This is a genomic window from Micromonospora sp. NPDC007271, from assembly GCF_040634005.1.
Taxonomy (GTDB): domain Bacteria; phylum Actinomycetota; class Actinomycetes; order Mycobacteriales; family Micromonosporaceae; genus Micromonospora.
In genome coordinates, this window is sequence record NZ_JBEYER010000079.1 from 1 (window position 1) to 17,126 (window position 17,126).

20 protein-coding genes are annotated in these 17,126 nt (G+C 73.6%); 4 read left to right on the forward strand and 16 right to left on the reverse strand.

Annotated elements, in window-relative coordinates:
* Positions 1–179: 179 nt before the first annotated feature.
* The 11 genes from ABZ570_RS24705 to ABZ570_RS24755 form a co-directional block, all read right to left on the reverse strand.
* Complete coding sequence (locus ABZ570_RS24705; protein WP_358068105.1) at positions 180–1,508, reverse strand: NAD(P)/FAD-dependent oxidoreductase; 1,329 nt, start codon at positions 1,506–1,508, stop codon at positions 180–182.
* Between the two features lie 102 nt (positions 1,509–1,610).
* Positions 1,611–2,183, reverse strand: coding sequence for a hypothetical protein (locus ABZ570_RS24710; RefSeq protein ID WP_358068108.1), 573 nt, complete (start codon positions 2,181–2,183; stop codon positions 1,611–1,613).
* A gap of 22 nt (positions 2,184–2,205) precedes the next feature.
* Positions 2,206–3,570, reverse strand: a complete 1,365-nt coding sequence (locus ABZ570_RS24715; RefSeq protein ID WP_358068111.1) for a DUF58 domain-containing protein — start codon at positions 3,568–3,570, stop codon at positions 2,206–2,208.
* Positions 3,570–4,577, reverse strand: coding sequence for a MoxR family ATPase (locus tag ABZ570_RS24720; protein WP_358068114.1), 1,008 nt, complete (start codon positions 4,575–4,577; stop codon positions 3,570–3,572). Before ABZ570_RS24720 ends, ABZ570_RS24715 begins: the two co-directional genes overlap by 1 nt.
* Positions 4,577–5,170 (reverse strand): hypothetical protein, encoded by a 594-nt coding sequence (locus tag ABZ570_RS24725; RefSeq protein WP_358068117.1) that lies wholly within the window; start codon positions 5,168–5,170, stop codon positions 4,577–4,579. Before ABZ570_RS24725 ends, ABZ570_RS24720 begins: the two co-directional genes overlap by 1 nt.
* The gene (locus ABZ570_RS24730) at positions 5,167–5,913 is read right to left on the reverse strand and encodes a DUF4129 domain-containing protein (RefSeq protein WP_358068120.1); all 747 of its coding nucleotides are present in this window, start codon (positions 5,911–5,913) and stop codon (positions 5,167–5,169) included. The genes ABZ570_RS24725 and ABZ570_RS24730 overlap by 4 nt, the downstream gene beginning before the upstream one ends.
* A 20-nt stretch (positions 5,914–5,933) precedes the next feature.
* Positions 5,934–6,650, reverse strand: coding sequence for a uracil-DNA glycosylase (locus ABZ570_RS24735; protein ID WP_358068189.1), 717 nt, complete (start codon positions 6,648–6,650; stop codon positions 5,934–5,936).
* Between the two features lie 19 nt (positions 6,651–6,669).
* Positions 6,670–7,356, reverse strand: coding sequence for a dienelactone hydrolase family protein (locus tag ABZ570_RS24740; RefSeq protein WP_358068123.1), 687 nt, complete (start codon positions 7,354–7,356; stop codon positions 6,670–6,672).
* 112 nt (positions 7,357–7,468) lie between these two features.
* Positions 7,469–7,945 (reverse strand): hypothetical protein, encoded by a 477-nt coding sequence (locus ABZ570_RS24745; protein ID WP_358068126.1) that lies wholly within the window; start codon positions 7,943–7,945, stop codon positions 7,469–7,471.
* Positions 7,946–8,085: 140 nt separating this feature from the next.
* Positions 8,086–9,126: a hypothetical protein gene (locus ABZ570_RS24750; RefSeq protein WP_358068129.1), complete on the reverse strand. Its 1,041-nt coding sequence runs from the start codon at positions 9,124–9,126 to the stop codon at positions 8,086–8,088.
* Positions 9,123–9,455, reverse strand: coding sequence for a PadR family transcriptional regulator (locus ABZ570_RS24755; protein ID WP_091114372.1), 333 nt, complete (start codon positions 9,453–9,455; stop codon positions 9,123–9,125). The genes ABZ570_RS24750 and ABZ570_RS24755 overlap by 4 nt, the downstream gene beginning before the upstream one ends.
* A 79-nt stretch (positions 9,456–9,534) precedes the next feature.
* On the opposite strand from ABZ570_RS24755, the gene ABZ570_RS24760 reads away from it, so the two are divergent.
* Together ABZ570_RS24760 and ABZ570_RS24765 are read left to right on the forward strand one after the other, a co-directional pair.
* Complete coding sequence (locus ABZ570_RS24760; protein ID WP_358068132.1) at positions 9,535–10,161, forward strand: LysE family translocator; 627 nt, start codon at positions 9,535–9,537, stop codon at positions 10,159–10,161.
* Between the two features lie 230 nt (positions 10,162–10,391).
* Complete coding sequence (locus ABZ570_RS24765) at positions 10,392–11,096, forward strand: hypothetical protein (protein ID WP_358068135.1); 705 nt, start codon at positions 10,392–10,394, stop codon at positions 11,094–11,096.
* A 43-nt stretch (positions 11,097–11,139) separates the two neighbouring features.
* Here ABZ570_RS24765 and ABZ570_RS24770 read toward each other — a convergent pair whose 3' ends face one another.
* The 5 genes from ABZ570_RS24770 to eno form a co-directional block, all read right to left on the reverse strand.
* Positions 11,140–12,090, reverse strand: a complete 951-nt coding sequence (locus ABZ570_RS24770) for a Ppx/GppA phosphatase family protein (protein ID WP_358068192.1) — start codon at positions 12,088–12,090, stop codon at positions 11,140–11,142.
* A gap of 136 nt (positions 12,091–12,226) precedes the next feature.
* On the reverse strand, positions 12,227–12,739 hold the full coding sequence (locus ABZ570_RS24775) for an amino-acid N-acetyltransferase (protein WP_358068138.1): 513 nt from the start codon (positions 12,737–12,739) through the stop codon (positions 12,227–12,229).
* 1 nt (position 12,740) lies between these two features.
* Positions 12,741–13,298 (reverse strand): DUF501 domain-containing protein, encoded by a 558-nt coding sequence (locus ABZ570_RS24780; RefSeq protein WP_358068141.1) that lies wholly within the window; start codon positions 13,296–13,298, stop codon positions 12,741–12,743.
* Positions 13,299–13,395: 97 nt separating this feature from the next.
* A complete protein-coding gene (locus ABZ570_RS24785; protein WP_358068144.1) occupies positions 13,396–14,031 on the reverse strand; it encodes a septum formation initiator family protein in 636 nt (211 codons plus the stop codon).
* A 29-nt stretch (positions 14,032–14,060) separates the two neighbouring features.
* On the reverse strand, positions 14,061–15,344 hold the full coding sequence (eno, locus tag ABZ570_RS24790) for a phosphopyruvate hydratase (RefSeq protein WP_358068147.1): 1,284 nt from the start codon (positions 15,342–15,344) through the stop codon (positions 14,061–14,063).
* Positions 15,345–15,554: 210 nt separating this feature from the next.
* Here eno and ABZ570_RS24795 point away from each other — a divergent pair, with 210 nt between their 5' ends.
* Both ABZ570_RS24795 and nudC read left to right on the forward strand, forming a co-directional pair.
* A complete protein-coding gene (locus tag ABZ570_RS24795) occupies positions 15,555–16,247 on the forward strand; it encodes a hypothetical protein (protein ID WP_358068150.1) in 693 nt (230 codons plus the stop codon).
* On the forward strand, positions 16,244–17,089 hold the full coding sequence (gene nudC / locus ABZ570_RS24800; RefSeq protein WP_358068153.1) for an NAD(+) diphosphatase: 846 nt from the start codon (positions 16,244–16,246) through the stop codon (positions 17,087–17,089). Before ABZ570_RS24795 ends, nudC begins: the two co-directional genes overlap by 4 nt.
* Positions 17,090–17,126: the final 37 nt, after the last annotated feature.

The following is a 17,126-nucleotide window of genomic DNA, read 5'->3' on the forward strand; positions in this document are numbered from 1 at the left end:
GGGCACGGCGGGCCACACCCCAACCGCAACCACCCACGCACCGCCACGCACACCCGAAACCGCAACCAACGAGGCACCCCAGGCCACACCCGGAAACCGCAACCACCGAGCGCGGCGGCCCGAGCATGCAACAGCAAGAGGGCCCTCCCCAGGCGGGAAGGGCCCTCTGCCGGACGAACTCAGCGGCGCGCGCCGACCGGCTGCGACGCCTCGGCGAACTCCTCGCGCGGGTCGTGCAGCTGGCCCAGCGCGACCACCTCACGCTTGAGGAAGAACGCCAGGGTCCAGTCGACCACGACCCGGACCTTGCGGTTGAACGACGGGATTCGCGACATGTGGTACGTGCGGTGCATGAACCAGGCCGGCCAGCCGGTCATCTTCACGCCGTAGACCTGCGCGACGCCCTTGTGCAGGCCGAGGCTGGCCACGCTGCCCGCGTGCTTGTGCTTGTAGTTGACCGGCTCGCGCCCGCGGATCACGTTGACGATGTTGTCGGCCATCCGGCCGGCCTGCCGCACCGCGTGCTGCGCGCTCGGCGAGCAGAAGTTGCCCGGCTCCTTCGTCAGGTCGGGCACCGCGGCGCAGTCGCCCGCGCTCCACGCGCCCTCGATCACCCGGTCGCCGTCCACGATCTGCAGCGTGGGCAGGCAGGTGACCCGGCGGCGCTCGTCGCGCGGGAAGTTCGTCGCGTCCAGCATCGGCGACGGCTTGACGCCGGCCGTCCAGACGATGGTGTCGGTGGGGAAGCTGTCGCCGTCGGAGAGCTTGACGACCCCGTCGACGCAGGATTCCAGCCGGGTGTCCAGGCGGATGTCCATGTTCCGCTTGAGCAGCTGCTGCACCGTGTAGGCACCCATGTCCCGGTCGACCTCGGGCAGCACCCGCTGGGTGGCCTCGACCAGGACCCAGCGCATCTCGTCCGGCTCGAGCTCCGGGTAGTAGCGCAGCGCGTCCCGAGCCATGTCCTCCATCTCGGCGAGCGCCTCGATGCCGGCGTAGCCGCCGCCGACGAACACGAACGTCAGGGCGCGCCGGCGGACCTCCGGGTCGGTCGTGGCCGCCGCCACGTCGAGCCGGTCCAGCACGTGGTTTCGGAGGAAAATCGCCTCGCCGATGGTCTTGAACCCGATACCGTGTTCATGCAGGCCGGGAATCGGCAGCGTGCGGGAGACCGAGCCGGGGGCGACCACCACGTGGTCGTACTGGATCTCTCGCGCGGGGCCGCTGATCGGCTGCACGGTCGCGGTCTTCCGGTCGTGGTCGATCCGGGTGACCGCACCGGCCAGCACCTTGCACTTGCGCAACTCCCGGCGCAGCGGCACCACCGCGTGCCGAGGCGAGATGTTGCCGCCGGAAGCCTCCGGGAGGAACGGCTGGTAGGTCATGTGCGGCTGCGGGTCGACGACGATGACCTCAGCCTCACGAGATCTCAGCTTCTTGGACAGGCGCAGAGCCGCGTACAGGCCCACGTGCCCGGCACCCACGACAAGGATCCGCTTCGGGTTCACGTCATCCATCTTTCCCCGGGCGGCTCAGCTCATCCCTTTCGAGACCCCCTTCTGTGACCGAGCACAACCCTTGTGACCTGCGCAACGTCTCGAGGCGTTCCGCTATCTGCGACGCAGGAGCCAGCCGAGCAGCGCGCTGAGCCCCACCGCGACGAGCAGACCGGCCACGGTCACCGCCTGGGAGGCCGACTCCCCGCCGGCCCCGCCGAGCCAGGCCAGCACGACCCCGAGCACCGCGCTGGCCAGCACCACCCCACCGGCCCGGGTCAACCACCGGAACACCAGGTCCGGGTCGACCACCGCGTCGAACGGCAGCAGCGCGGCCAGCGCGCAGAGGGTGTGCGCCAGGTAGAGCAGGGCCGCCACGGCGAGCAGCCGCCACAGCGCCGGCGGCCGGTCGAAACCGAGCGTGGCGAGCAGCCAGCCACCGACCGTGACCAGCGCGGCGAAGGTCGGCCAGACCCGGCGGGGTCCGACCGCCGGCAGCACCGCCGCCACCGCGAGGGCCAGCAGCGACCGCGGGGTGAACGCCTGCACCGGGTACGCGACCAGGAAACCGACCAGCACGGTGAGGAAGATGCCGGCGCGGACCAGCAGCGGGGTGAGGCTGATCCGGCTGACCGCGTAGCGCAACGCCCGGGCCCGCTCGTTCAGCCCCTCGACCAGCTCGTTCATTCGCGCCCGCCTCCGCTCCCGCTCACCGGCCGCCGACCCTCGGCGCGGTGGCGAGGCGCGCCACGTCCCGCAGCACCTGGTCGAGGCTGCCGGCACCGGCCCAGCGCACCACCGGCACGCCGTGCTCGCGGAGCTGGCCGATCATCGTGTCCCGGTCCAGCCGCCACAGCCGGTACGCCACCTCGGCCCAGCCCCGGTCCTTGGGCGCCGGCAGGTCGGCCGGCAGGGTGTCCACCGCCACCACGAACCGCCCGCCCCGGGCCATCCGGGCCAGCATCTGGGCCGAGCGCTCGTCCAGCAACGGGGTGAGCACCACCACCAGCGCGTCCGAGGAGAGCAGCTGCGGACCGAACACCTGGTCGTACGGCTCGTGCGGGGAGGACTCGGCCCGCACGTCGAGCAGCCACTCCAGCACGGTCAGGTACTGCCGGCGACCGGTGGCCGGGCGCAGCCGGCGGGCGGCCAGGCCGTACTCCAGCAACGCCACCCGGTCGCCCCGGTGCAGGTAGTGCTCGGCGATCGCGGCCGCGGCCCGGACCGTGGTGTCCAGCACCGAGGCCGCCCCGCGTACGCCCCCCGAGCGGCCCGCCTCGGCCAGCACGTCGAGCAGCACCACCACCTCGGCGTCCCGGTCGGAGAGGGTGGCCGCCACATGCAGCTGCCGGGCCCGCAGCGACACCCGCCAGTCGATCCGGCGCAGCCGGTCCCCCGGGGCGAAGACCCGCACGCCGGCCAGTTCGCCGCCCTCACCCGGCCGGCGCGAGTGGTGCGCGCCGACCAGCCCGGCGGCCCGGGGCATCGCCTCGACCGCCTCGAACGGCTCGGTCATCGGATAGACCCGCGTCGGGACCGGCTCGGTGATCACGGCTCGGGAGACCAGCAGCCCGTCGGCGACGGCGATCCGCGCCCCGGCCGGGCCGATGGGGTGCCGGCCCCAGCGCAGCGCCGTCCCGGTCAGCTCCAGGTCGACCGCGGTGCCGGACGGCACCGAAGTGACGAAGGGGCGGTCGGCGCCGCCGGACCGGCTCACGTCCACCCCCGCCCCGCCGAAACCGGCCTTCTCCACCCGCAGCCAGCGCGACATCCGGGTACGGATCACCGCCACGTCGTACGACACCGCGTCTGGGTTGGCGACGGCGATCGTGGCGGCCATCGGCGAACCCTCGACCAGGTGCGCGTCCGGCGTGCCGATCTCCAGCTCGGGCAGCCCGGTGGGCCGGCGGCGCAGCCCGTACGCGGTGCCCAGGGCGAACGGCGTCGCCAACACGACCAGGTCGATCCGGCCGAGCAGCACGGCCGCGATCAGCAGCAGCCCGGTGAGCAGCACGGCCCGGCCGAGCGCCCAGGTGGGTGCCCAGCCGCTCGCCGGCTCGTGACGGTCGGCCATCAGCGCCCGGCGTGCCCGGCCACGTAACTGGGCAGCGCGCCGCTGGCCGGGGCCGGCGTCGACTCCAGCACCTCACCGACGACGAAGGACGGGTCGACCCGGCGCAGCCACATCTCCGGACGCAGGGTGATCCGGTGGGCCAGCGCGGGTACCGCCACCGCCTTGACGTCTTCCGGCACCACGTAGTCGCGGTTGGCCAGCACCGCGTGGACCCGGGACAGCAGCAGCAGCGCCAGCGAGCCGCGCGGCGAGGCGCCGACCAGTGCGGACGGGTGCTCCCGGGTGGCCGCCGTCAGCGCCACGATGTAGCGGCCGATCGAGTCCTCGACGACCACGTCCTCCAGCGCCGCCTGCATGGCGCGCAGCGTGCCGGCGTCCACCACCGGCTTGATCTCGGCCTCCTCCCGGCGGCGGGCGATCCGCCGGCGCAGCACGTCCCACTCCTCGTCGTGGTCTGGATAACCGAACGAGACCCGGAGCAGGAACCGGTCGAGCTGCGCCTCGGGCAGCGGGTACGTCCCCTCGTACTCGATCGGGTTGGCGGTGGCGAGCACGTGGAACGGCTCGTCCAGCCGGTACGTCACGCCCTCGACGGAGACCTGCTTCTCCTGCATCGCCTCCAGCAGCGCCGACTGGGTCTTCGGCGGGGTGCGGTTGATCTCGTCGGCGAGCAGCAGGTTGGTGAAGACCGGCCCGGCCCGGAACGAGAAGTCGCCGCTGCGCTGGTCGTAGAGGAAGGAACCGGTGACGTCGGCGGGCAGCAGGTCCGGGGTGAACTGGAGCCGGCGGAAGTCCAGCCCGAGCGCCTGCGCGAACGAACGCGCGGTCAGCGTCTTGCCCAGGCCGGGCAGATCCTCCAGCAGCACGTGGCCGCCGGCCAGGATGCCGGCGAGGACCAGCTCCAGGGCCTCCCGCTTGCCGACCACGACCGTGCCGACCGCGTCCAGCACCTCCCGGGCCAGCCGGCCCACCTCGGCGGGGGGCATGCTCCGGTCCACGTCGTTCATCACAACTTCTCCAGTTCGGCGACGATCGCCGCGAGGTCGCGCGGCGACGGGTTGCGACGGGGGGGCGTGCCGAGGAAGCTCCACAGCGGCTCCCCCAGCAGGGCGCGGGCGCGGGCCGGGTCGGATTCGCGGGTGATCCCGTGCTGCTGGCGCAGCCGCTCGTCGGCCAGCTCGCCGAGCCGGGGCAGGATCCGGGTGGCGAACCGCTCCCGGTCGCTGCCACACCAGTCCAGCGGGCGTTCCCACCCGTTGATCGCGGCGCGCAGCGCGTCCTGGGCAGCCCAGTTCCAGGTGCCCGGCTCCTCGCCGGCGGGGGCCCGGCCACCGGCCCGGGGCGGCGGCGGAGGCGACAGCGTGGCGGTGACCCGGCGTACGGTGAGCAGGGCGAGCACGCCCGCCACGATGATCCAGAGCGAGACCTGCAGGCCCACCGCGCGCAGGCCGACCACGACCACCACCACGATCGCCGCGGTGGCCCCGAGGGTACGCAGCACCCCGCGCCCCGGCCCGCCCCGCGAACCGCTCGGCTCCTCGGCCGGCTCCTCGGCGAACGACAGCAGGTCATGGATGCTCGTGCTCGTGCTCGTGCTCATGCGGTGGCCTCCCGCTGCTCGGGCAGGGCCACCTCGGTCAGCTCCCCCCGCAGTCGGCGCAGCGCGGCCCGGGCCTGGTCGCGCATCCGCTCGTCGACCGTGTGGGTGGCGTACCGGGCCTCGCGGTAGACGCGGGCGAAACCGTCCAGCACGTCGGCGCTGGCGATCGCCGGGACGCCGGCCGTCGGGTCGCCGCGCAGCAGCCGGCTGACCAGGTCGGTGGAGGTGTCCCCGGCGAGCCGCGGCACCCCGGCCTCATCGGCGGCCTCCTCCAGCCGGACCCAGCAGGCGATGACCGCGGTACGCGGGTCGGTGGACCGGTCGTCCAGCTCCACCAGGCCGGCGTCCAGGGCGGCCGCCACCTCCCGCGCGGTGCCCTCGGCGGTGCGCCGGGCCCGCTGCACCGGAACGGCCCGGGTGGTCCGCCGCAGCGCCCCGCTGACCACCGTCCAGATCAGGTAGCCGATGGCGACCAGCACGGCCAGGCCGAGCACGACCAGCGCCGCGGTGAGGATCCACTGGGGGATCCCGCCGGAGGTGGGCTCGCCCATGTCCCGGGGCTCGACCGGGATCGAGGGCGCCGGCTCGGCGGTGGGGTACTCCGGCACGTAGGGAATGGCGTCGACGGCGGGCGGGATCCGGCTGGCCCCGATCGCGGAGTGCCCGGCGGCGAGCGCGGCAGCGGCGAGCAGCAGGGTCACCGCAGCGATCGGCCACCACCTGCGTAGCACGCCGAGGTCCATCCCACCGCCCTACGCAGTCCTCAATGGTCCACCCCGGCCAGCCGTTTCGCCCGGGCGAACACGTCGTCCAACATCGCTGGTGTCAGCCGCCCGGTGAAGGTGTTCTGCTGGCTGACGTGGTAGCAGCCGAGCAGCGCCGGCACGGACGTGCCGGACCAGTGTGCCCCATGGCCGAAGTTCGGGCGGGGCGTGGGTGGACGCTGACCGTACACGTCGCGCAGGACCGGCCACCATGCGGCCCAGGCGAACGCGCCCAGCGCGACCACGACCCGCAGGGTGGGCCGGATCAGCGCGACCTCGCGGTGCAGCCAGGGCGCGCAGGTGTCCCGCTCGACCGGGGTGGGCTTGTTGTCCGGCGGCGCGCAGCGCACGGCGGCGAAGATGCGGGTCTCGCGCAGGGCGAGGCCGTCGTCGACGGCGACGCTGGTCGGCTGGTTGGCCAGCCCGGCGCGGTGCAGCGCGGCGAAGAGCACGTCGCCGGAGCGGTCACCGGTGAAGATCCGGCCGGTACGGTTGCCGCCGTGCGCGGCGGGCGCCAGGCCGAGGATGGCGATCCGCGCGTCGGGCGCGCCGAAGCCCGGCACGGGCCGGCCCCAGTACTCCTGGTCGCGGAAGGCCGCCCGCTTCGTCCGGGCGACCTCCTCCCGCCAGGAGACCAGCCGGGGACAGGCGAAGCAGTCACTCACCGCGCCGTCGAGGTCGGCCAGGTCGGCCGCCCGCGCGGCGCGGGCGACCACCTCCTGCGGGGTACGCGGCTCAGCCAAGCGTGGTCCGGAAGAGTTCCAGGGTGCGGGCCCAGGCCGTGGCGGCCGCCCGCTGGTCGAAGTGCTCGGGGCGGTCCTCGTTGAAGAACGCGTGCGCGGTGCCCGGGTAGTCGTACGTCTGGCAGGTGCCTCCGGCGGCCTCGATGGCCCGGCGGACGCTCTGCACCCCGTCGGCGCTGGAGGTACCGTCCGCCTCCGAGCAGTGGATGAGCGCGGCCTTGCCCACGTAGTCGGCCCAGTCCGTCCGCATGCCCTCCCAGGGCAGGCGGGGGTAGAAGCCCGCCGTGGCGACGATCCGCTTGGAGAACGTCCCGGACCAGAGGGCCAGGCTGGCACCGGCGCAGAACCCGGCGCACCCGACCTTGCCGGCGACCTCCGGGCGGCCGGCCAGGTACTCCGCGGCGGCGGCGATGTCCGTCGCCGCCTCGTCCATCTGGGTGCTGTTCAGCATCTGCCGGGGCTCACTCGGCCGGCTGGCCGGGCCGCCGTGCCGGAAGTCGGGCGCGAGGGCGACGAAGCCGGCCTCCGCGAAGCGGTCCACCACCGCCCGGACGTGGGGCACCAGACCCCACCAGTCCTGAATGACGATGACCGCCGGGCTGGCCGCACCGTCGGAGGGTATCGCGAGATACCCCTCGCTCGTCCCTCCGTTGCCGGCGAAGCTCACCATCTCGCCCATCGACCCGTCCTCCCTAGCGGTCAGTCATCGTTGGCTGGTCGCACAGTGGGTGTTACGTGCGGTAGCGTGCCACGCGGTCACCGGCCCGGGGAAGACACGGAAACAGTGGCCTTCACCTCCCGGTCACCCCACGGACAAGACAGAGCACGTAGCCGTCGCCGTCGTCGCCGACCCGGTAGAGGACGTACCCGTCGTCGCCCGGCCGGAAGTACGGCTCGCACGCGTTCGCCGAGCGGTTCCGCGCCGCCGCCGGGTCCTGCACCCGGCCGACCACCGCGTACGCGGCGCCGGCGGAGCCGCACTCGATCACCCGGGCGTCGTCGGCCGGCTTCGCCTCCACGCCGGCCACCCGGGGCAACTCGGCGACGCAGTCACCGACCCTCGCCCCGGCCGTACCGTCACCGCCGAACAGGTCACGCAGGTCGCCACCCGGCCCGACCCGGATCAGCAACCCCACCAGCAGGGCGGCCGTGATGCCGAGCAGAAGCACGACCACCCCGAGCACGGCGCCGAGGCGGGACCGCGCGGCCGGCGCGGGGGCGTCGTCGAGCTGCGGTCGTACGGGCGTGAGGGTGGCCTGCTCTGACACGGACGGTCCCTTCGTGGGAATCGATGAGCAGACGACACCGTAGCGACCTGTTCCGATGTCCGCCGCGCCGCCCCACCGGTTCCGTCCATGATGGACGCGAGAGGGGCGTCCGCCGGTCGACGGACGCCCCTCGAGCGGGCTCAGCGGGTCGGCTCTGGCACCCCGGCCGGGGCGCTCCCGCTCGGCGCGGGCGGCGGGCTCGCGGTCGGCGCGCTCTCGCTCGGCGTGGGCGGCGCGCTGCCGCTCGGTGCGGGCGGCGCGCTCCCGCTCGGCGTCACCGACGGCGGCGCCGCGCTGACCGTCGGCGCGGGCGCGACCGAGCTGGGCGCGGGCGACCCGAAGGGGGCCTGGTCGGGACAGTGCGGGTAGGCGTTCCGCGGCACGGGCACGTTGCCGCTCGCGTCGAGGCAGGTCGGCCGGCCGAGCCGGATCGGCACGCCGTCCTGGTCGAAGAGCTGGGCGTTGCGCACCAGCCGCCCCTCCTCGTCATAGACGTAGACGTCCTTGATCGAGTCGTACGGGTTGCCCACCAAGATCTCGCTATAGGGCAGCACGGACCCGGCCCCGCTGGCGTGCTGGTCCACGTTCAGCATCACGGCGAAGGAGAAGAGCAGCAGGGCGGCCGTACCGAGCCGCAGCAGCCGCCGTGGCCAACCCAGGAGGCCGACCGAGCGACGGCCCAACCAGACCGAGACGAGGACCGTGCCGACGAGCAGGAACAGGCTGGCCAGCACGCTGCCGCCGAGCCGGGGCAGCAGGCCGGACGGCTCGCCGAGCGCGGCGGAGATCAACAGCGCGGCCAGCCAGCCCCGTACCAGCCACCACGCCGGGCGCAGCGGCCGGAAGAACTCACTCGCCGTGGCGTACCCGAACAACGGGCCGAGCCGGGTGTCGAGACCGCGCAGCCGGGCGGCGAACCGGCCCCGCAGGGCGGCCAGCCGCCGCTCGACGGACGATCCGGTCGGCCGGCCGTCCGCCCCGGCGGCGGCCCGCAGCTCGGCCGCGTACGCCTCGGGGGTGCCCAGCCGGTCGACCAGCGTGCCGTCGGTCTCGGCGGCCACCTCGGCCAGGTGCTCCGGCAGGTCCTCGGTCAACTCGTCGCGGACGTCGGGTGGCAGGTCGGCGAGGGCGCTCCGCACCCGGTCGACGTAGTCCGCGATCTCCTGCCCAGTGACGGTCATGCCGCCATCCCCCGATCGTCGAGCAGTGCGTCCATGGTGGTGGCGAACGAGCGCCAGGTCTTGCCGGAGCGGGCGAGCTGATCCCGGCCGGCGGCGTTGAGCGCGTAGTACTTGCGGTGCGGGCCGGACTCGCTCGGCACCACGTACGTGGTCAGCAGGCCGGCGGCGAAGAGCCGGCGCAGGGTGCCGTAGACCGAGGCGTCGCCGACCTCTTCCAGGCCGGCCTCGCGCAGCCGGCGGAGGATGTCGTAACCGTAGCCGTCCTCGTCCCGGAGCACGGCGAGAACGGCCAGGTCGAGCACGCCCTTGAGGAGCTGCGTCGTATCCACGCTTGACACAGTACTGTGGATTGCGGAGTACCGTCAAGAAAACACTAGCTTCCGGCCGGCCCGGCCGTAGGGTGCGGGCATGTCGTGGAGCAGCTATGCGTCGTTCCTGGTCTTCGCCCTTGTGCTGGTCCTGATCCCGGGGGCGGACTTCGCCGTGGTCACCCGCAACACCCTGGCCGCCGGCCGCCGCCGTGGCAGGTGGAGCGCGATCGGCGTGGCCACCTCGAACGCGCTGCAGGGCGGCACCGCGGCGGCCGGGCTGGGGACGCTCATCGTTCGCTCCCAGCCACTGTTCGAGACGATCCGCTGGGCCGGGGTGGCGTACCTGGTGTATCTCGGGGCGCAGGCGTGGCGCTCGGCCTGGCACGGCAGCTACCCGCCGCTGGCCGCCGACGCCGCCGTGCCGGGGCAGGCGCTCACCGGCTTCCGGCAGGGTTTCCTGTCCAACATCACCAACCCCAAGGTGCTGGCCTTCTACCTGGCCGTGCTGCCACAGTTCGTCGCCCCGTCGGCGCCCCTGCAGATACTGCTCGCCTTCGCGCTCAGCCACGCGGTGCTCAGCCTGACGTACCTGCTGGTGCTGGTCGGAGCACTGAACCGGGTCCGCGCGGTGCTGTCCCGGCGGCGGGTACGGCGCTGGCTGGACGGGCTGACCGGGATGGCCCTGCTCGGCTTCAGCGCCCGCCTCGCCGCCGAGAGCGCCTGAGCGACCCGCGCTACTCCTGGTGCCGGGTCACGTTGATGACCCTGCCGTTCGGGTCCCGGACGTGGAGAGGTCGGCTTGACGCGTCTGACGGTCGCCCGGTGAGACACTGGGTGACCACGCGGGCCGACAGTGTGACAGCCCTCCTGTCATCCGAAGATCCATCCTTTGTCCGCACTTAAGTTTCGCTTATGGGACCTGCTGCGCCAAAAGACGATCGGTACGTTGCCCGAATGCGACACATCGGAACCGTGATCGCCGCTGCCATCGTCGGTCCGCTGGCCTGGATCCTCTTCGCCCTCGGCCAGGACCGGTCAGCGCAGACATTCGCGGATGCACAAAAAGGCGGCGTCCTCGACGGCGGCGACTTCGTCCGCCCCGCACTGGTGCTGGCCGCTGCCGGAATCCTGCTCGGGCTCATCGCCACGCTCCGGTTCTCCCCGCTGGGCGCGGCCCTGACCGGGTTGTTCTACTCGGCCAGTTACCTGGGCCTGCTGGTCAGCCCGACCGCGGTGCTGGGCCTGCTCGAGCACGAACCAACCCTGGCCGGCCACCAGGTCGACCTGGCGGCTCCCCTCCGAACCGGCACGACACTGCTGATCGGCTCGCTGATGCTCGTCGCGGTCGTGAGCATCCGCCGTTGGCAGCGGTGGCCGCAGCCGGCAGCCGACGCGCCCGAGGCGCTGCAACCGGACGAGATCATCCCGCCCGGAACACGACCGGACCGCCCGCTGGGCGCGGACGGTCTCGGCCTGGGCACGCCAGGCAGGAAGCCCGAGCCGGAGCTGGTCCGGGCCGGCGGTTCGGACGGAGCCGGCCGCTCGGGCGGCACCAGCCCTTCCGACTGGGCCGGCCACTCGGACTGGGCCGGCTTGCTGGGCGGTGCCGGGGACCGGCCCGGGCGGTCGTCGGACGGGCCGCGCCAGCCGTCGAGGTGAGCCGCTGACGGTTCACGGAGCCGAGCGGGTGGGGTCGGTCACCTCACCGCCTGCTACCGGTCCCGCCCGCCAGGCTCCAGGCGATGCCGTCGAGGATGTCGTGCTCGGAGGCAACGACGGACGGCATGCCGGCGCGCTCCATGATGACCCGGAGCACCAGGGCGCCCGCGCCGATCACGTCCGCGCGCCCGGGGTGCATCACCGGGATGGCCAGCCGCTGCTCGCCGCTCTTCGCCAGCAGATCGGCGGTGACCTCGGCGACCTGGTCGTACGACACCCGGGCGTGGTGGATGCGCTCCGGGTCGTACGCCGGGAGGCCCTCGGCGATGGCGACGACGGTGGTGACCGACCCGGCGAGCCCGACCAGCGTGGCGGCCTCGCGCCCCGGCACCACCTCCAGCGCGCGGTCCACCGCCGCGGCGATGTCGGCCTGCGCGGCGGCGATCTCGTCGAGGCTCGGCGGGTCGCCGTGCAGGTGCCGCTCGGTCATCCGGACGCAGCCGATGTCCACCGATATCGCCCCCTGCACCCCGCCGTCGCGGGTGCCGACCACGAACTCGGTCGAGCCGCCGCCGATGTCGACCACCAGATACGGCGGCTGGGCGTCGGCCGGCAGCCCGCGTACCGCGCCGGTGAAGGAGAGGCGCGCCTCCTCGTCGCCGGTGACCACCTCGGGCGGCACGCCGAGGGTCTGCTCGACCATCGCCCGGAAGTCGCCGGCGTTGGCGGCGTCCCGGGTCGCCGAGGTGGCCACCATCCGCACCCGCTGCGCGCCGAACTTCTCGATCTCGGCCGCGTAGTCGGCGAGTGCCACCCGGGTCCGCTCGATCGCCTCCGGCGCGAGCCGGCCGGTCCGGTCGACGCCCTGACCCAGCCGGACGATCTCCATCCGGCGGCTCAGGTCCACCAGCGGCGCCTGCGGGCCGGCCGCGGCTTCGGGCAGGTCGGCGACCAGCAGTCGGATCGAGTTGGTCCCGCAGTCGATGGCAGCCACGCGCGTCGTCACGGCAGCAACCCTACGGCAGCCCGGCCCGACCCGCCGGAATGATCGACTCAGTGTGCGGCAAGTCGGGGCATCCGCTCACCGGAACAGGCCGACCTGCCGCGCAGCGCGCCCGACGGCCGGGGGCTCACAGGCGCAGCAGCATCCGGGTGTTGCCGAGGGTGTTCGGCTTGACCCGTTCCAGGTCGAGGAACTCGGCCACGCCCTCGTCGTACGAGCGGAGGAGCTGCTCGTAGACCGGCTGCGGCACCGGCGCGCCGTCGATCTCCTGAAAGCCGAACGAGCCGAAGAACCGGGTCTCGAAGGTCAGCACGAAGATCCGGGCCACCCCCAGCTCGCGGGCCGAGCCGATCAGCTCGCCGACGAGCCGACGCCCGATCTTGCGTCCCCGGATGTTCGGGTCGACCGCCACCGTACGGATCTCGGCCAGGTCCTCCCACATCACGTGCAGGGCGCCGCAGCCGACCACCGTCCCGTCCGGCGTCACCGCCACCCGGAACTCCTGCACGTCCTCGTACAGCGTGACGGTGGCCTTGCTGAGCAGCCGCCGGTCGTCGGTGTAGGTGTCGACCAGACGCCGGATGCCGCGCACGTCCGAGGTGCGGGCCCGGCGCACGGTGATCTCGTCGGCGTCGGTCATCTCACTCCGCCGTCGGGACGTCCACGCACGGCCCGGCCGCCCACCACTTCTCCACCAGCGCGAGGGTCTCGTCGCCGAACGGGTTGACCCCCGGCCCGGCGGCGAGCGCGTGCCCGAGGTGGACGTGCAGGCACTTGACCCGCCCGGGCATGCCGCCGGCCGAGATGCCGGCGATCTCCGGCACCTGGCCGATCGCCTCCCGGCGGGCCAGGTAGTCCTCGTGCGCGGCCCGGTAACGGGCGGCCAGCTCGGGGTCGGCGGCCAGCCGATCGGCCATCTCCTTCATCAGCCCGGCCGACTCCAGCCGGCTGCACGCGGCCGTCGCCCGCGGGCAGGTCAGGTAGAACAGCGTCGGGAAGGGGGTGCCGTCGGCCAGCCGGGGCGTCGTCTCCACCACGTCGGGCAGGCCGCACGGGCAGCGGTGGGCCACCGCCCGCGTGCCGCGGGGCGGGCGGCCGAGCTGGGCGGCCACCGCGGCCAGGTCGGCCTCGGTGGCCGGTTGCCGCTCCGGCGGGGGTACGGAATCCGCCGCCGGATCCTGCGGGGGTACGACGCTCACGGTGTCGCCTTTCGTTCGCGACTGCGGGGCTCGCAGGACCGGCTCACTCCTCGCGCTCACGGTGCCTGTCTCTCGTTCGGTGCTCAGGTGGTGGCGCTCACTCGCCGGGGCGCTCGGCGTTGGCCGCCCGCACGCTCGACCACAGCGAGTCGTACCAGGGCTCGGGCGGCTTCGGCGGCCCCGGCCGCGCGCCCTTGCCGGCGTCCTTCGCGGCCCCGGCGGGATCGGAGAGCACCACCAGCGGGGTCTCGCCCGTGCGGACCATGAAGAAGCGCTCCCGGGCCTGCGTCTCGATGTACGCCGGGTCCTGCCACTTGGCCGCCTCGGCGGACAGATCCTCGATCAGCTTGCGCTGCTCGGCCTGGGACGCCTCCATGCGCGCGATGTCCGCCTGCTGGTCCAGGTAGACCCGGACCGGATAGGTGTACGCCAGGGCGAGCGCGATCAGCACCGCGAAGAGCACGGTGGCCCGCCCGGTGAAGCGCCGGGGTTGGGGTGCGGTGAGCCGCTTGACCGTGCCGCCGGCCGCCGTACGCCGAGCGGCCGCGGGACGGCTCGCGGAGCGTACGCCGTCGAGGCCCCGGACGGCGCCGGGCGACCGGCCGGCGGCGCGCGGCTCGGCGCGGACGCCGGCGTCGCGGACCGACGACCGGACCCGGGCCGCGCCCGGCCGGCCGGACTGACCCGGCCGGCGGGCGGGACGCTGACCACCCGGTGTGCGGCGCTGCTGCATCGTCACACCCCTCCCCCGGAGCTTGTGGCTCAGGCCGAACGGTAGCGCGGGAACGCGCCGGTGCCGGCGTACCGCGCCGCGTCGGCCAGCTCCTCCTCGATCCGCAGGAGCTGGTTGTACTTGGCGACGCGGTCGGACCGGGCCGGGGCGCCGGTCTTGATCTGGCCGCAGCCGGTGGCGACCGCCAGGTCGGCGATCGTGGTGTCCTCGGTCTCGCCGGAGCGGTGGCTCATCATGCACGTGAAGCCGGCCCGGTGGGCCAGGTCCACCGCGTCCAGGGTCTCGGTGAGCGAGCCGATCTGGTTGACCTTCACCAGCACCGCGTTGGCGGCCTTCTCGGTGATGCCCCGGGCGATCCGCTGCGGGTTGGTGACGAAGAGGTCGTCGCCGACGATCTGGATCCGGTCACCGAGCGCCGCGGTCAGCGTGGCCCAGCCGCTCCAGTCGTCCTCCGACAGCGGGTCCTCGATGGACACGATCGGGTAGTCGCCGACGAGCTTGGTGTAGTAGTTGCTCATCTCCTCGGCGGTCTTCGCGCTGCCCTCGAAGGTGTAGGTGCCGTTCTCGAAGAACTCGGTGGCGGCCACGTCGAGGGCGAAGACGATGTCGCTGCCGAGCCGGTAGCCGGCCTTCTCCACCGCCTCGGCGATCAGGTCCAGCGCGGCGGCGTTGGTCGGCAGGTTGGGGGCGAAGCCGCCCTCGTCGCCGAGGCCGGTCGACAGGTCCTTCTTCTTCAGCACCGACTTCAGCGCGTGGTAGACCTCGGCGCCGGAGCGCAGCGCGTCCCGGAAGGTGGGCGCGCCGATCGGCGCGATCATGAACTCCTGGATGTCGACGTTGGAGTCGGCGTGCGCGCCGCCGTTGAGGATGTTCATCATCGGCACCGGCAGCAGGTGCGCGTTCGGGCCGCCCAGGTAGCGGAAGAGACTCAGCTCGGCGCTGCCCGCGGCGGCCTTCGCCACGGCGAGGGAGACGCCGAGGATGGCGTTGGCACCCAGCCCGGCCTTGTTGTCGGTGCCGTCGAGGTCGAGCATCTTCTGGTCGATCAGCCGCTGCTCGCTGGCCTCGTAGCCGATGAGCTCGTCGACGATCTTGTCCTCGATGTTGGTGACGGCCTTCTCGACACCCTTGCCCTGGTAGCGGTCCTGGTCACCGTCGCGCAGCTCGATCGCCTCGAAGGCGCCGGTGGAGGCGCCGGACGGCACCGCGGCGCGGGCGATCGTGCCGTCGTCGAGCCCGACCTCGACCTCGACCGTCGGGTTGCCCCGCGAGTCCAGGATCTCCCGGGCGACGATTCCCTCGATGGTTGCCACTGAGTCGCTCCTCGTTCGTGTGTTCCGGTCCGGTGTGGGCCGCGACGGTGCGGCTGAGGCAGGTGTTGAACGCAGCGTATCGGTCCACGGTTGCCCGCACGCCGTTCGGGGGCCGTGAGCCCGGTGACGCGAGACGGACATTCCCGGATTCTCGGGCCTCAACCGGCATCGGGTTTGCGAGAGCTTGCCCCGATCGACAAGGCTGGCCCCATGCCCGCCGCCTCGACGACTCTCCGCGTGCTCGCCGCCTCGGTCATCGCGTCGCTCACGGTCACCGGCTGTCAGGCCCTCGACGACGCCGGGGTCGCGCTCGGGCGGGCCGATCTCGTCAACGACCTCACCGCCCGGATGGACCGGGCCCTGGAGCAGACCTGGGCCGCCGACTACCAGCTGCCGGGTGGCCGGACCGCCTCGATCGCGCAGACGGTGAAGCCGCTCCAGTCCGCGTACACCTGGCCGGAGGGCAAGATCACGGTGACCCAGGAGGCGGTGACGCGCTGCGAGAAGAGCGGCGAGCACACCTCCTGCGTCGTGTCGCCGCCGGTGCTGACCGCCGGCAAGCCGTCGGTGGTGGTCTACACCGAGGTGCGCAAGCACGCCCTGGTCACCCCGCCGGCGGTGATCCGGCTGCTGACCGACGCCGCCCTGGATCCCCAGGCCACCATCGAGCAGCGCGACACCACCCTGGCCGGGCACCACGCCACCTGCGTCGACGTCACCCACGCCGGGAAGAGCTTCACCGCCTGCGTCACCACCGAGGGCGTGCTGGCCAGTTTCACCGGGACGCTGGACGGCCGGTCGGCGGAGATCACGCTGAGCCGGTACACCGACGCGGTCGAGGCGTCCGCCTTCGACGTGCCGGCCGGGGCGACCGTGGTGGACCAGCGTACGGCCACCTCGTGACCGCCGCCGCCGGCCGGGCCGGCTTCGTCCCCGGCGCCGACCGGAGCCGGCCGCCCGCGCCGGGCGACCTGGCCCTGCCGGTGGCCGGGCGCAAGCTGCTGACCGGGCCGGACGGGCGATTCCACCGGATCGACGCGCTGCCCGCCGGCCTCGACTGGGTGCCGCTCGGGACGCTGGACGGGACACCGGCCTGGGCGGCCGAGGCGGCCGAGGCCGAGACGCTGCCCGGGCGCTGGCGCGGCTGGCGGGGCGTCGCCGCCGAGCTGCCGGAACCGATGGCCACCCTCGCCGGGCGGGCCCTCGCGGTGGTCACCTGGCGACGGACGCACCGCTGGTGCGGGGCGTGCCGGACGGAACTGGCCGACGTGCCGGGCGAGACCGCTCGGCGCTGCCCCGGCTGTGACCTGACCGTGTTCCTGCCGCTCTCGGTCGCCGTGCTGGTGGCGATCACCCGTCCCGGCCGGGCGGGCGGCCCCGACGAGGTGCTGCTGGTCCGGCACGCATACGGGCCGACGCAGCTGTGGGCGCTGGTGGCCGGCTTCGTCGAGGCGGGCGAGTCGCTGGAGGCGGCCGCCCACCGTGAGGTCGCCGAGGAGGTCGGGCTGACCATCGGCCGGCCCACCTACGTCGACAGCCAGCCCTGGGCGATGTCCGGGCCGGGCACCCTGCTCGCCGGCTTCACCGCCACCGTGTCGGACCCGGCCGCCGAGCCGGTGGTGGACGCCAGGGAGCTCACGGACGCGCGCTGGTTCCCGGTGGACGCGCTGCCGGCGGAGTTGCCGCCGGCGTACTCGATCTCGCGCTGGCTGATCGACACCGTCGCCGCAAGCGCGCCGCGCTGAACCCGGGCGGGCCGCCCGGTCAGGTGTTAACAGGGGG